This window comes from Noviherbaspirillum sp. FW303-A3 (assembly GCF_058788695.1).
Map to the genome: position 1 here is coordinate 3,611,924 of NZ_JBYTAZ010000001.1, position 13,509 is coordinate 3,625,432.

The 13,509-nt window shown below is 62.4% G+C and carries 13 protein-coding genes; 6 read left to right on the forward strand and 7 right to left on the reverse strand.

Annotated features, from left to right (window positions below; all coding sequences use genetic code 11):
- Position 1: 1 nt before the first annotated feature.
- Entirely contained in the window at positions 2-949 is a 948-nt protein-coding gene (locus AC3WOY_RS17480; RefSeq protein ID WP_492426005.1) for a hydrogen peroxide-inducible genes activator, read from the reverse strand.
- Positions 950-1,065: 116 nt separating this feature from the next.
- Positions 1,066-3,129, reverse strand: a complete 2,064-nt coding sequence (recG, locus tag AC3WOY_RS17485) for an ATP-dependent DNA helicase RecG (RefSeq protein WP_492426007.1) — start codon at positions 3,127-3,129, stop codon at positions 1,066-1,068.
- Between the two features lie 113 nt (positions 3,130-3,242).
- Between recG and queA the strand changes: the two genes are divergently transcribed.
- The 5 genes from queA to secF all read left to right on the forward strand — a co-directional run bounded on the left by queA (position 3,243) and on the right by secF (position 8,770).
- Entirely contained in the window at positions 3,243-4,268 is a 1,026-nt protein-coding gene (gene queA / locus AC3WOY_RS17490) for a tRNA preQ1(34) S-adenosylmethionine ribosyltransferase-isomerase QueA (RefSeq protein WP_492426009.1), read from the forward strand.
- A complete protein-coding gene (gene tgt / locus AC3WOY_RS17495) occupies positions 4,262-5,389 on the forward strand; it encodes a tRNA guanosine(34) transglycosylase Tgt (protein WP_492426011.1) in 1,128 nt (375 codons plus the stop codon). The genes queA and tgt overlap by 7 nt, the downstream gene beginning before the upstream one ends.
- A 203-nt stretch (positions 5,390-5,592) precedes the next feature.
- On the forward strand, positions 5,593-5,859 hold the full coding sequence (yajC, locus tag AC3WOY_RS17500; protein ID WP_492429343.1) for a preprotein translocase subunit YajC: 267 nt from the start codon (positions 5,593-5,595) through the stop codon (positions 5,857-5,859).
- Between the two features lie 76 nt (positions 5,860-5,935).
- Complete coding sequence (gene secD, locus AC3WOY_RS17505; RefSeq protein ID WP_492426013.1) at positions 5,936-7,795, forward strand: protein translocase subunit SecD; 1,860 nt, start codon at positions 5,936-5,938, stop codon at positions 7,793-7,795.
- A gap of 30 nt (positions 7,796-7,825) precedes the next feature.
- Positions 7,826-8,770, forward strand: a complete 945-nt coding sequence (gene secF / locus AC3WOY_RS17510; RefSeq protein WP_492426015.1) for a protein translocase subunit SecF — start codon at positions 7,826-7,828, stop codon at positions 8,768-8,770.
- Between the two features lie 49 nt (positions 8,771-8,819).
- On the opposite strand, the gene AC3WOY_RS17515 is transcribed toward secF, so the two are convergent.
- The 5 genes from AC3WOY_RS17515 to purB all read right to left on the reverse strand — a co-directional run bounded on the left by AC3WOY_RS17515 (position 8,820) and on the right by purB (position 12,589).
- Positions 8,820-9,269 (reverse strand): MarR family winged helix-turn-helix transcriptional regulator, encoded by a 450-nt coding sequence (locus tag AC3WOY_RS17515; protein ID WP_492426017.1) that lies wholly within the window; start codon positions 9,267-9,269, stop codon positions 8,820-8,822.
- Positions 9,270-9,328: 59 nt separating this feature from the next.
- Positions 9,329-9,895 (reverse strand): YceI family protein, encoded by a 567-nt coding sequence (locus AC3WOY_RS17520; RefSeq protein WP_492426019.1) that lies wholly within the window; start codon positions 9,893-9,895, stop codon positions 9,329-9,331.
- Between the two features lie 21 nt (positions 9,896-9,916).
- Positions 9,917-10,477 (reverse strand): YceI family protein, encoded by a 561-nt coding sequence (locus tag AC3WOY_RS17525; RefSeq protein WP_492426021.1) that lies wholly within the window; start codon positions 10,475-10,477, stop codon positions 9,917-9,919.
- A 22-nt stretch (positions 10,478-10,499) separates the two neighbouring features.
- Positions 10,500-11,024, reverse strand: a complete 525-nt coding sequence (locus AC3WOY_RS17530; RefSeq protein WP_492426023.1) for a cytochrome b — start codon at positions 11,022-11,024, stop codon at positions 10,500-10,502.
- Between the two features lie 197 nt (positions 11,025-11,221).
- Entirely contained in the window at positions 11,222-12,589 is a 1,368-nt protein-coding gene (purB, locus tag AC3WOY_RS17535; RefSeq protein WP_492426025.1) for an adenylosuccinate lyase, read from the reverse strand.
- Between the two features lie 198 nt (positions 12,590-12,787).
- Between purB and AC3WOY_RS17540 the strand changes: the two genes are divergently transcribed.
- Positions 12,788-13,396 carry a glutathione S-transferase N-terminal domain-containing protein gene (locus AC3WOY_RS17540; protein WP_492426027.1) on the forward strand — a complete coding sequence of 203 codons (609 nt, stop codon included), beginning with the start codon at positions 12,788-12,790 and terminating at the stop codon, positions 13,394-13,396.
- Positions 13,397-13,509: the final 113 nt, after the last annotated feature.

The window sequence follows — 13,509 nt, forward strand, 5'->3', positions numbered from 1 at the left end:
TTCAGGCTTCGGCGGTTTCGGCCTCCTGCAGCATGGTCGCCCCATGCAGGTCGCAGGACAGGACGGCGTCGCGGATGGCCTCGATGGCGGGTCGGCGGGTAAAGCTCTTGCGCCAGGCGATGACGACGCGGCGCGACGGGCTCGGCTCGGCGAACGGGACGTAGCGCAGCATGCCGTCGCGCGATTGCATGTCGGGCACCGATGCCTTGGGAAGGACGGTAATGCCGATCCCCGAGGCGACCATGTGGCGAATGGTTTCCAGCGACGAGCCTTCGAAGGTGCGGGCAATGCCGTCGCCGCTGGTCGAAAAGCGTGACATTTCCGGACACACTTCCAATACCTGGTCGCGGAAGCAATGGCCGTTGCCCAGCAGGAGCATGGTTTCCGATTTCAGGTCTTCCGCCTTGATCGTCGACCGGTCGGCCCAGGGATGGTGCTTGGGCAGCGCCACGACAAAGGGTTCGTCATACAGCGGTTGCACAACCAGCCCCTGGTCGGCGAACGGCAGGGCCATGATGGCGGCGTCCAGTTCGCCCTGGCGCAGCAGTTCGATCAGGCGCGTGGTGAAATTTTCCTGCAGCACCAGCGGCATCTGCGGCACGCGCTCGATCATGGTCTTGACCAGTGGCGGCAGCAGGTAGGGCGCGATGGTATAGATCACCCCGAGGCGCAGCGGGCCGGCGAGGGGGTCCTTGTTCTGCTTGGCGATTTCCTTGATGGCGGCCGTTTGCTCCAGCACGCGTTCGGCCTGGGCGACGATCTGGGAGCCCAGCGGCGTCATGGAAATCTCGGTGCCGCCGCGTTCGAAGATCACGACGCCGAGTTCGTCCTCGAGTTTCTTGATCGCGACGGAGAGGGTGGGCTGGGCGACGAAACAGGCCTCGGCGGCATGCCCGAAGTGCTTTTCCCGCGCGACCGCAACGATGTATTTGAGTTCGGTAAGTGTCATAAGGGTACGCTCGCCTCTTCTGTGTAGGACAAGGTCTGGTCGCTGCCGGTAATGATCATAGTATAAAGACTATGCCAAAAAGCAAAGGATTGCATGCGGCAATGCGGGGAGGCGGACTAAACCTTCAGGAATTCTTCGCGTCCGCCCAGCCAGCGGGCCAGATGGGCCTCGACCGTCGCAAGGTCGTCCCGGAGCAAGGTCTGGGCAAGGTCCCGTGCCTTTTCCACCAGCCACTGGTCGGTCTGCAGGTCGGCAAAGCGCAGCATGGCCTGGCCTGACTGCCGTGCCCCGAGGAATTCGCCCGGACCGCGGATTTCGAGGTCGCGGCGGGCGATTTCGAAGCCGTCCGTCGTCTCGCGCATGGTCATCAGGCGCTGCTTCGCCACCGGGCCGAGCGGGCTCTGGTACAGCAGCAGGCAGACGCTGGCGGCAGAACCCCGTCCGACGCGGCCGCGCAACTGGTGCAATTGCGACAGGCCGAATCGCTCGGCGTGTTCGATCACCATCAGGGAGGCATTTGGCACGTCCACGCCGACTTCAATGACGGTCGTGGCGACGAGCACGTGCACTTCGCCGCGCGAGAAGGCATCCATCACGATCTGTTTCTCGGCCGGTTTCATGCGGCCGTGCACGAGGCCGACGCGCAGGTCGGCCAGCTCGGCGGCCAGTGTCGCGTGGGTGTCGGTGGCGGTCTGCAATTGCAGCGCCTCGGATTCCTCGATCAGCGGGCAGACCCAGTACACCTGCCGGCCTTCCTGCGCGGCGGCGTGGACGCGTTCGATGACCTGGTCGCGCCGGTTCTGGTCCACGATGCGGGTGACGATGGGCGTGCGGCCGGGCGGCAGTTCATCGATCACCGACACTTCAAGGTCGGCGTAATACGTCATGGCCAGCGTGCGCGGAATGGGCGTGGCCGACATCATCAACTGGTGCGGCACGGTGTCCGCATCCAGCCCCTTGTTGCGCAACGCCAGCCGCTGGCCGACGCCGAAACGGTGCTGCTCGTCGACGATGACGAGACCCAGTTTCGCGAATTCCACCCCTTCCTGGATCAGCGCATGCGTGCCGATCACCAGTTGCGCGTCGCCTGACTCCACGCGGCCCTGCGCTTCCAGCTTTTCCTTCTTCTTCAGGCTGCCGGTCAGCCAGGCGACTTTCACGCCCAGCGGTTCCATCCATTGCGCGATCTTGCGGAAATGCTGTTCGGCCAGGATTTCGGTGGGCGCCATCAGGGCGGCCTGGAAGCCGCTGTCGATTGCCTGGGCGGCGGCCAGCGCGGCAACGACGGTCTTGCCGCTGCCGACATCGCCTTGCAGCAGGCGCTGCATCGGGAAGGACTCGCGCAGGTCGGCGCGGATTTCCGCCAGCACGCGCTGCTGCGCGCCGGTCAGCGTGAAGGGCAGGGCCTGCATCAGGGAGCGGGATAGCTCACCGATGACCGGGAGCGCGGCGGCGCCCTTGGCGCGGCGCGCGGCCTGTGCCCGTTTCAGGGACAGCTGCTGCGCCAGCAGTTCGTCGAACTTCATGCGTACCCACGCGGGATGCGAACGGTCCAGCAGCGCGTGCTCGCTGACATCCGGCGGCGGGTTGTGCAGCAGGCGGACCGACGGCTCGAAGGGCTGCAGCTTCAGTTCCGCAAGCAGCGCGGGCGAGAGCGTGTCGCGCCAGTCGACGCGGGTCAGGGCATTGGCGATCGCCTTGCGCAGGTAGGCTTGGGACAGGCCTTCGCCCGCCGGGTATACGGGGGTCAATGCGTCCGGCAGCGGGGCGCCTTCTTCCACTACCTTGTACGTGGGATGGACCATCTCCGCGCCGAAGAAGCCGTGCCGCACTTCACCGCGTGCCCGCACGCGCGTGCCGGCAGCAAGCTGCTTGACCTGGCTGCCGTAGAAATTCAGGAAGCGCATCACGAGTTGGCCGGTGTCGTCGGCGATGGTCACCACCAGCTGGCGGCGGGGGCGGTACTGGATATCGCAATTCGTCACCACGCCTTCGACCTGCGCCGACGTGCCACCCATGAAGCCTGCTTCCTTGATCGGCAGCACCTGGGTCTCATCCTCATAGCGCAGCGGCAGGTGCAGCGCCAGGTCCATGTCGGTGCGCAGCCCGAGCCGCGCCAGTTTGGCGGCGGTTGTGTTGGCTTTTTCCTGTGCGGCGGATTTTCGCTTCGGGGCGGGCATGTGATTCGTGCTGCAGGGCGTAAAATAGCGGGTTTTATCTCGGTTGAAGATTGTATGGCAATTCTGTCAAGCGCAGATGCCGACTTCAACGCCGTTCCGTGCCATTCTGACGCATGTATTCGCTTTCCGACTTTGATTTTCACCTGCCGCAGGAACTGATTGCGCAATTGCCACTGCCCGAGCGCAGCGCGTCGCGGCTGTTGCATGTGGACGGTGACACGCTGATCGACCGCTCGTTCGCGGAGATCATCGATTTGCTTTCGCCCGGCGACCTGCTGGTCTTCAACAACACGCGCGTGCTGAAGGCGCGCTTCTTCGGCGCAAAAGACAGCGGCGGCAAGGTCGAGGTGCTGGTAGAACGCGTGCTCGATACGCGCCACGTGCTGGCGCAGGTGCGCGCATCGAAGTCGCCCAAGGCCGGCAGCACGATCCGCCTGGCCGATGCCTTCGACGTGACGGTGGGAGAGCGCGCGGGCGAGTTCTTTACGCTGCAATTTCCCGCCGATGTGTTCGACCTGATCGAGGCGCATGGCCGCCTGCCGCTGCCGCCGTATATCGAGCACAGCGCCGACGAATTCGACGAGAAGCGTTACCAGACCGTCTACGCGAAGGAACCGGGCGCGGTTGCTGCGCCGACGGCAGGCCTGCATTTCGACCAGCCCTTGCTGGACAAGCTGCGCGACAAGGGCGTGCGGTTTGCCTATGTGACGCTGCATGTCGGCGCCGGCACCTTCCAGCCGGTGCGCACCGAGAACCTCGCCGAGCACAAGATGCACAGCGAGTGGTACACGATCCCGCAGGAGACGGTCGATGCGGTGCGGGCGGCACATGCCGACGGACGCAAGGTCGTGGCAGTCGGCACCACCAGCATGCGCGCGCTGGAATCCGCGTCGCAATCCGGTGAACTCGTGGCGGGCAGCGCGGATACCAACCTGTTCATCACGCCGGGCTACGCGTTCAAGACTGTTGATCGCATGATCACCAACTTCCACCTGCCGAAATCGACACTGTTGATGCTGGTATCGGCTTTCGCCGGCTACCAGCAGATCCGTAATGCCTACGCGCACGCCATCGAGAAGCGCTACCGCTTCTTCAGTTATGGCGACGCCATGCTCCTCACAAGAAACAAAGAATGCTGAACTTCAAACTCCTCAAGACCGACGGCAAGGCCCGTCGCGGCCGCCTGACGCTCAACCACGGCGTGGTCGAGACTCCCATCTTCATGCCGGTCGGCACCTATGGTTCCGTCAAGGCGATGTCGCCGGAAGAATTGCATGAAGTCGGCGCCCAGATCATCCTCGGCAATACCTTCCACCTGTGGCTGCGTCCCGGGCTGGACGTGGTCGGCAAGTTCGATGGCCTGCACCGCTTCATCGGCTGGACCAAGCCCATCCTCACCGATTCGGGCGGCTTCCAGGTGTTCTCGCTGGGCGCGATGCGCAAGATCACGGAAGAGGGCGTCAAGTTCGCCTCGCCCATCAACGGCGACAAGCTCTTCCTCTCGCCCGAAATCTCGATGCAGATCCAGCGCGTGCTCAATTCCGACATCGTGATGCAGTTCGACGAGTGCACGCCGTATGAAATCGACGGCCGTCCGGCGACCGAAGCGGAAGCGGGAAAATCCATGCGCATGTCCCTGCGCTGGGCAAAACGCTCGCGCGACGAGTTCGACAAGGGAGAAAATCCCAATGCGCTGTTCGGCATCGTGCAGGGCGGCATGTTCGAGCACCTGCGGGACGAATCGCTGGCCGGATTGCAGGAGGTTGGCTTCGAAGGTTACGCGATCGGCGGCCTCTCGGTCGGCGAGCCGAAGGAAGACATGATGCGCGTGCTGGAGCACGTCGGCCCGCGCCTGCCGGCCGACAAACCGCACTACCTGATGGGTGTCGGCACGCCGGAAGACCTGGTGGCGGGCGTGGCGAACGGCGTCGACATGTTCGACTGCGTGATGCCCACCCGCAATGCCCGCAACGGCTGGCTGTTCACCCGCTTCGGCGACCTGAAGATCAAGAATGCGCGCTATAAGGACGACGACAAGCCGCTCGACGAAACCTGCGAATGCTATACCTGCCGCAATTTCTCGCGCGCCTACCTGTACCACCTGCACCGGGCCGGCGAGATCCTCGGCGCGCGCCTCAACACCATCCACAACCTGCACTACTACCTGCAGCTGATGCGCGAGATGCGTGCGGCCATCGACGCCGACCGTTTCCAGGCCTTTGTCGTGCAGTTCCAGTCGGACCGCGCCCGCGGCATCTGAGCTTCCCGCTTCCGCCGGTTCGTCTCCCGAACCGGCGCATTTCGTGCCGAATTCACCTAGTTCCCGGGTCAATTCGACGATCCCGGAAAACCCGGCGGCCAATGCTAAAATGCCGGGTTGATCCATCCCATAGTAAGGAGTAATACGTGTTCATTTCCAACGCATACGCGCAAGCCGCGGCCGCTGGCCCGGAAAGCAGCTTCATGAGCTTCCTGCCCATCATCCTGATGTTCATCGTGCTGTACTTCCTGATGATCCGTCCCCAGATGAAGCGCCAGAAAGAGCAGAAGTCCATGATGGAGGCGCTGGCCAAGGGAGATGAAGTCGTGACCGCCGGCGGCATCCTCGGCAAGGTGACCAAGGTGACCGACGCCTACGTGACGCTGGAAGTCGCCGAAGGCACCGAAATCGTGACGCAGAAGGCCGCGATCGCGACGCTGTTGCCGAAGGGCACGATCAAGTCGCTGTAAAGGGACGACGTGCCGCCTTGCAGGGCGGCATGCTTCCCCGGGCATATCGCCCGTTCACCCCGGAACTTGAATCCCTATGAATCGTTATCCCCTCTGGAAATACATTCTGATCGGCATCGCGCTGCTGTTCGGCGTGCTGTACACGATCCCCAATTTCTTCGGCGAATCGCCGGCCGTCCAGGTCAGCAGTGCGAAGGCCACCGTGAAGGTCGACATGTCCGCGACTTCCCGTGTGGAAGAGGCGCTGACCAGGAACGGCATCAAGCCGGAAGGGATGTCCTTCGACGTCAGCGGCAACCAGGGCTCGGTGCGCGCGCGCTTCCGCGACACCGACACCCAGTTCAAGGCCAAGACCCTGCTGGAGAAGGAACTGAATACCGATCCGGCAGACCCGACCTATATCGTCGCGTTCAACCTGATGCCGAACACCCCGCAATGGCTGCAGCGCATCGGCGCGCTGCCGATGTACCTCGGCCTCGACCTGCGCGGCGGCGTGCACTTCCTGATGCAGGTGGATACCAAGGGCGTGCTGAACAAGCGCCTGCAAGGCCTGCAGTCCAGCGTCCGCAGCCTGCTGCGCGACAAGAACGTGCGCCATGCCGGTATCGGCCGCGCGGGCGATGCCATCGAGATCAAGTTCCGCGAACCCGAGACCCGCGCCAAGGCACGTGAAGTGCTCGCGTCGCAGCTGGCCGAGCTGGTATTCCAGGAAGGCACCAACGGCACCGACCTCACCCTGGTCGCCAGCTACAAGCCGGAAGCACTCAAGCAGACGGTGGAAGAAGCCGTCCAGCAGAACATCAGCACCCTGTCCAAGCGCGTGAACGAACTCGGCGTGGCCGAGCCTGTGATCCAGCGCCAGGGCGCCGACCGCATCGTGGTGCAGCTGCCCGGCGTGCAGGACGTGTCGCGCGCCAAGGACATCATCGGCCGCACCGCCACGCTGGAAGTGCGGATGGTGGATGAAAGCGTCATGCGCGGCACTGAAGAAACCGCGGCTGTGCCTTTCGGCTCCGAACTGTTCAAGGTCGGCAAGGGTGCGCCTGTCGTGCTGTTCAAGGATCCGATCATCACCGGCGACTACATTTCCAGCGCCTCCGCAAGCTTCGACCAGAACCAGCAGCCTGCCGTCAGCATCGACCTGAACGGCGATGGCGGCCGCCGCATGCGCGAAGCGACGCGGGAAAAGATCGGCAAGCTGATGGCCATCGTGCTGTTCGAAAAGAACCGCGGCGAAGTCCTGACCGTTGCCACCATCCGCGACGAACTCGGTTCCCGTTTCCAGATCACCGGCATGGGCTCCGCCGAAGCGGCCAACGACCTCGCGCTGCTACTGCGCGCCGGTTCGCTGGCGGCGCCGATGGAAATCATCGAGGAACGCACCATCGGCCCGCAGCTCGGCGCCGACAACATCCAGAAGGGCTTCAACTCGACGCTGTACGGCTTCGCGGCGATCGCCGTCTTCATGGTCATCTATTACCACCTGTTCGGCTTCTTCAGCGTGTTTGCGCTGGCGGTCAACCTGCTGTTGCTGATCGCGGTGCTGTCCACGCTGCAGGCGACGCTGACCTTGCCCGGCATGGCCGCTATCGCGTTCACGCTCGGTATGGCAATTGACGCCAACGTGCTGATCAACGAACGCATCCGCGAGGAGTTGCGTGCGGGGAATTCGCCGCAGGCGGCCATTGCGGCCGGTTTCGACCGCGCATGGGCCACGATTCTCGACTCCAACGTGACGACGATGATCGCCGGCCTGGCGCTGCTGATCTTCGGTTCGGGCGCCATCCGCGGCTTTGCCGTGGTGCACTGCCTGGGCATCCTGACCTCGATCTTCTCGTCGGTCTTTGTGTCGCGCGGCCTTGCCAACATGTGGTATGGACGCAAGAAGAAACTGACCAGCGTGTCGATCGGCCAGGTCTGGAAACCGAACGCCTGACGACCACAGCGGGCAAACGAAAGGAATGTAATGGAATTATTCCGCATCAAGAGGGACATCCCCTTCATGCGCCACGCGTTGATCTTCAACGTGGTGTCGGCGCTGACCTTCGTGGCGGCCGTGTTTTTCCTGTTCTACAAGGGATTGCACCTGTCGATCGAATTCACCGGCGGTACGGTTATCGAAGTGACCTACACCAAGCCTGCCGACCTGGAAGGCATCCGAAAGGCCGTCGAAGGGCTGGGCTACACCGACACCCAGGTGCAGAGCTTCGGTACGGCGCAGGACGTGATGATTCGCCTGCCGGCGCGCAAGGACGTTTCTTCCGCCCAGCAGAGCGAAAAGGTCATGGCCACGCTCAAGGCGCAGGATGAGGCGGTCAAGCTGCAGCGCGTCGAATTCGTCGGCCCGCAGGTCGGCGATGAACTGGCGCAGGATGGCCTGACTGCGCTGGCGATGGTGATCTTCGGCATCGTGATCTACCTCGCCGTCCGCTTCGAGTGGAAATTCGCCGTCGCAGCCATCATCGCGAACCTGCACGACGTGATCATCATCCTCGGCTTCTTCGCCTTCTTCCAGTGGGAATTTTCGCTGACGGTGCTGGCGGCAGTGCTCGCGATCCTCGGCTATTCGGTGAACGAGTCCGTGGTTATCTTCGACCGCGTGCGCGAAACCTTCCGTGACCGCCGCTACGGCAAGATGGACACGGCGGACGTGATGAACCATGCGATCACCAGCACGATCTCCCGTACCATCATCACCCACGGTTCGACGCAGATCATGGTCATGTCGATGCTGGTATTCGGCGGCCCGACGCTGCATTACTTCGCGCTGGCGCTGACGATCGGTATTCTGTTCGGCATCTATTCGTCGGTGTTCGTTGCCGCCGCCGTTGCCATGTGGCTGGGCGTGACCCGCGAAGACCTGATCAAGCCGGTCAAGGAAAAGGACGAGACCGACGGCGCCGTGGTCTGACTCTCCTGTCTAATGAAAAAAAACCGGCTCTCGTGCCGGTTTTTTTTCGTCACTTCTTCATGCGCCGCGCTGCCGCATCCAGATGCTGCTTGAGCTTGGCCAGTTCCCGCTCGAGCGCGGAAAAATCCTCCTCACCGTACGCCAGGAACGGCTCTTTGCACAGCTTGATCTGGGGCGGGAAAACACGGAGGAATTCCTGCTCGCCTTTCTCCGTCAGCCGCACGATGGTGCTGCGCCTGTCGTTGGCATCGGCGATCCTGCACACCATCCCCTTCGCCTCCAGCCGGTCCACCACCCCGGTCAGTGTGCCCTTGGTGATCAGCGTCTTCTCGCCCAGTTCCTTGAACGACATTCCCTCGGTATTGCCCAGCGTCGCGACGATGTCGAACTGCGGCGGCGTAAGGTCGAGGGTGCGGATGTGGGTGGACGAAATGTGCTCGAACGTGTGGTAGCACTCGGCCAGCAGGCGGATGCTGCGCAGGTAACGCTCTCTCTTCATGATGGGCTCAATAAAAAAGCCGGCCTGGAAGTGGCCGGCTTGTTGGATTGGCTGGGCGATCAGTCCGCCTTCAGCGCTTCAACCTGGATTGCCAGCTTCACTTCCGGCGCGAAGCGCGGCGTGCCGTAGCTCAGGCCGAAATCGGTGCGCTTGAATTCCCCCGTAGCGTCCGCGCCGCACACTTCGCGCTTGAACATCGGATGCTCGATGCACTTGAACTTGCCGATCGACAGGTTCACCGGCTTGGTGACGCCGAGCATGGTCAGCTCGCCTTCCACGGACACCGGCTTGTCGCCGTCGAACTTCACCGACTTGCCCTTGTAGGTGATGGCCGGGAATTGCTCGACGTTGAACATGTCCTTCGACTTGGCATGCTCGTTCATCTTGGCGTGGCCGAAGTCGATGGTGCTGGCGTCGATGGTGATATCCATCGTGCCGGTCCTGGCCGCACGGTCCAGTTTCACCACGCCGCTGGTCTTGGTGAACTTGCCGCGCCAGACCGAGATGCCGAGGTGATCGGCTTCGAAGCTCGGATAGGTGTGGTTCGGTTCGATGTTGTAGGTCTGCGCGAAGGCGGAACCTGCGCTGACAGCGAGAACGGCGGCGATGAGGTGCTTGATCTGCATTGAATATTCTCCCAGGGTTATTTATTGCGTCGCGACGACGCGGAACTTGATCACTACTTCATCGGCGACCATGCTCGTGTCCTTCCACTCGCCTTCGCCGATGTTGAAGGCCAGCCGCTTGATCGGCAGCGCGCCTTCGAAAACCTGTGTTGCACCTTCCTGCTTGACCGTGAGCGGGAAGGCGACGTCCGCCGTCTTGCCCTTGATGGTCAGCTTGCCGCTGACGTCGAGCTTGCCCCCGGCGGCCGGCTTGAGCGCGCTCGACACGAAGGTCGCCTTCGGGAATTGCGTGCCGTTGAACCAATCCTTTTTTTGCGCTTCCCTGTTGAACTCGGCGTCGCCGAGGTCGAAGCTGGCGACGTCGATTTCCATCGATGCCTTCGAGGTTTCTGGCTTGGCGCCGTTATAGTCGATCTGCGCGTTGAACCGCTTGAACTTGCCTTCCACCGGGACGTTCATCTGCTTGAACACGGCGGAGACGGTGCTTTTCGCGGGGTCGGTCTTGAGTTGCGCGGCAAGCGCCGGCAGCGCGACCGCAAGCGCAAGGATAGTGGTGTTGCGAAGAATGGCGTAGGGCTTCATGGTCGATTCCTGTGCTCGGATATCAGGGCAGCATGCGACGGAAAACCCCGTCGCGGTCAATCAGGAGATGCTTCACGGCGGCGCCGACATGCAGCACGACGCAGGTGAGCAGGGTCATGTTCAGCGCGTAATGGACTTGCTTGAGGATCGGCTTCCATACCTCGTTGGCCTCGATCAGCACGGGCAGCGGAATGATGCCGAGATACACCACCGGAACGCCGGCGGCAAGGCTGTAGAAATAGCCGGAAACCGGCACCGCGAAAATCAGGAGATACAGCAGCACATGCAGCGCGTGCGCCGCCCGGACCTGCCAGGCCGGCATGGATGCCGGCAGCGGCGGCGCGGCATGCGTAAGGCGCCACAGCACGCGGAGGCAGGTAATCCCGAGCACCGTCACGCCCAGCCACTTGTGCCAGGAAAAGTACTTCAGCTTGGTCGGCGTGATGCCCGGAATGTCCACCATCACCAGCCCGAGCCCGAACGCACAGACGATCAGGAGCGCGGTGATCCAGTGCAGGAGGATCGCCGGAAGCGAATATCGATGCATGGAATTGCTATTTGTCAATTAGTTTTAATTAGGACGAATATCATATCAGCAAAAATGTACCAGTGTTGCCAAGCAAGGCTGTGGCAATACGGCCATAGCGGGTATGGCCGTGCGGATATGTAAACGGTTGGGGAGCGGGTTTTATTCCGCAGACGGAAGGAGAGGGCGGAGCGCCGCCGGCGCCCCGTGAAGAAGGATCAGATCTCGCGTGCGAGCTTTTCGGCGCGGCCGGTGTAGCTGGCCGGCGTCATTGCCAGGAGCAGGTCCTTGGCGTCTTGCGGAATGGCGAGGCCGTTGACGAACTCGCGCAGGGCTTCCTTCGAGATGCCCTTGCCGCGGGTGAGTTCCTTCAGCTGCTCGTACGGATTCTCGATGCCGTAGCGGCGCATCACGGTCTGTACCGGCTCGGCCAGCACTTCCCATGTGGCGTCGAGGTCTTCCGCCAGGCGCGCCGGGTTCACTTCCAGCTTGTTCAGGCCGCGCAGGCAGCTGTCGTAGGCCAGTATTGCGTAGCCGAAGGCCACGCCGATGTTGCGCAGCACAGTCGAGTCGGTCAGGTCGCGCTGCCAGCGGGACACCGGCAGCTTCTCGGACAGGTGTTTCAGCACGGCGTTGGCCAGGCCGAGGTTGCCTTCGGAGTTTTCGAAGTCGATCGGGTTGACCTTGTGCGGCATGGTGGAGGAGCCGATTTCGCCGGCCTTGGTCTTCTGCTTGAAGTAGCCGAGGGAGATGTAACCCCAGATGTCGCGGTTCAGGTCGAGCAGGATGGTGTTGGCGCGGGCGACGGCGTCGAACAGTTCTGCCATGTAGTCGTGCGGCTCGATCTGGATGGTGTACGGGTTGAAGGTCAGGCCGAGGCGCTGCTCGATCACGTTCTTCGAGAAGGATTCCCAGTCGAATGCCGGATAGGCGGACAGGTGGGCGTTGTAGTTGCCCACGGCGCCGTTCATCTTGCCGAGGATTTCGACGTCGGCGATGCGCTTCTCGGCGCGCTTCAGACGTGCGACGACGTTGGCGATTTCCTTGCCCAGCGTGGTCGGGCTGGCCGGCTGGCCGTGGGTGCGCGACAGCATCGGCAGCGCCGCGTTGTCGTGCGCGATCTCGGTCAGGCGGGCGATCACGTTGCGCAGCGCCGGCAGCAGCACGTCGTTGCGCGCGGCCTTGAGCATCATGCCGTGCGAGGTATTGTTGATGTCTTCCGAGGTGCAGGCGAAATGGATGAACTCGGAGGCGGCTACCAGTTCCGGCACGTCCTTGACCTTTTCCTTGAGCCAGTATTCGACCGCCTTCACGTCATGGTTGGTGACGGCTTCGATCGCCTTGATGCGCTCGGCATCGGCTTCGGTGAATTCATTCGCCAGCGTGTCCAGCAATGCGCTGGCTGTCGGCGAGAACGGCTTGATTTCCGCAAAGCCGGCGCTGGAGAGCGCCTGCAGCCAGGCGATCTCCACTTTCACGCGGTGGTGCATGAAACCCGCTTCGGAAAGCAGGGGACGCAGCTTGTCGGTCTTGGCGGCGTAGCGGCCATCCAACGGTGAAAGGGCGGAGAGAGCGGAAAGCGACATGATATGAAAATGCGGAGAATGAAATGAAAAGCTGCGCAAAGTGCGGGAAACCGTGCGCAAAACCGGGGTAATCCGTCATTTTACCATTTGCTCCGCGCGCAAAATCGCCTGTCCGGCGAGCTGCGCCACGACGCCGGCTCGCCTTATCGTGCGCTTCCTCAATGTTATAATCCAGACCAATTCTTACGATACGCATCTATGAAACTCATCGGTTCTCTCGCCAGCCCGTATGTCCGCAAAGTCCGCGTCGTGATGGCGGAAAAGAAGCTCGACTATGAGCTGGTCCTGGAAAACGTCTGGGCTGCCGACACCACGATCATGCAGTTCAACCCGCTCGGCAAGGTGCCGTGCCTGATCATGGAAGATGGCGGCGCCATGTTCGATTCGCGCGTGATCGTCGAGTACCTCGACACGCTGACGCCGGTGGGCAAGTTGATCCCGCCCAACGGCCGCGAGCGCGCCGAAGTCAAATGCTGGGAGGCACTGGCCGATGGCGTGCTCGACGCCGGCGTGGCGATTCGCCTGGAACGCACCCAGCGTCCGGAAGTGCAGCAGAGCCCCGAGTGGATCAAGCGACAGATGGACAAGGTCAACAACGGCCTGAAGGCGATGTCTGCCGGCCTCAAGGACACCGCATTCTGCAGCGGCAACCATTACACGCTGGCCGATGTGTCCGTCGGCTGCGCGCTCGGCTGGCTGTCGTTCCGGTTCCCCGAGATCGACTGGCGCAGCGACCATCCCAACCTCGGCAAGCTGTTCGACAAGCTGTCGGAACGCCAGTCGTTCAAGGATACGCTGCCGCAATAAGAGCGCGACGCATCAAATGAAAAGGGTAGCCTTGCAGGCTGTGTAAAAAGTCTGACGTTGGCACTCAACAAATTGCCCCGCTTTGGCGGGGCAATTTGTTTTTTGAAGTAGAA

Bases quoted from the DNA above. Each gene is read 5' to 3' on its own strand.
- AC3WOY_RS17480 (WP_492426005.1), bottom strand. From the start codon at position 949: ATGACACTTACCGAACTCAAATACATCGTTGCGGTCGCGCGGGAAAAG.
- recG (WP_492426007.1), bottom strand. From the start codon at position 3,129: ATGCCCGCCCCGAAGCGAAAATCCGCCGCACAGGAAAAAGCCAACACA.
- queA (WP_492426009.1), top strand. From the start codon at position 3,243: ATGTATTCGCTTTCCGACTTTGATTTTCACCTGCCGCAGGAACTGATT.
- tgt (WP_492426011.1), top strand. From the start codon at position 4,262: ATGCTGAACTTCAAACTCCTCAAGACCGACGGCAAGGCCCGTCGCGGC.
- yajC (WP_492429343.1), top strand. From the start codon at position 5,593: ATGAGCTTCCTGCCCATCATCCTGATGTTCATCGTGCTGTACTTCCTG.
- secD (WP_492426013.1), top strand. From the start codon at position 5,936: ATGAATCGTTATCCCCTCTGGAAATACATTCTGATCGGCATCGCGCTG.
- secF (WP_492426015.1), top strand. From the start codon at position 7,826: ATGGAATTATTCCGCATCAAGAGGGACATCCCCTTCATGCGCCACGCG.
- AC3WOY_RS17515 (WP_492426017.1), bottom strand. From the start codon at position 9,269: ATGAAGAGAGAGCGTTACCTGCGCAGCATCCGCCTGCTGGCCGAGTGC.
- AC3WOY_RS17520 (WP_492426019.1), bottom strand. From the start codon at position 9,895: ATGCAGATCAAGCACCTCATCGCCGCCGTTCTCGCTGTCAGCGCAGGT.
- AC3WOY_RS17525 (WP_492426021.1), bottom strand. From the start codon at position 10,477: ATGAAGCCCTACGCCATTCTTCGCAACACCACTATCCTTGCGCTTGCG.
- AC3WOY_RS17530 (WP_492426023.1), bottom strand. From the start codon at position 11,024: ATGCATCGATATTCGCTTCCGGCGATCCTCCTGCACTGGATCACCGCG.
- purB (WP_492426025.1), bottom strand. From the start codon at position 12,589: ATGTCGCTTTCCGCTCTCTCCGCCCTTTCACCGTTGGATGGCCGCTAC.
- AC3WOY_RS17540 (WP_492426027.1), top strand. From the start codon at position 12,788: ATGAAACTCATCGGTTCTCTCGCCAGCCCGTATGTCCGCAAAGTCCGC.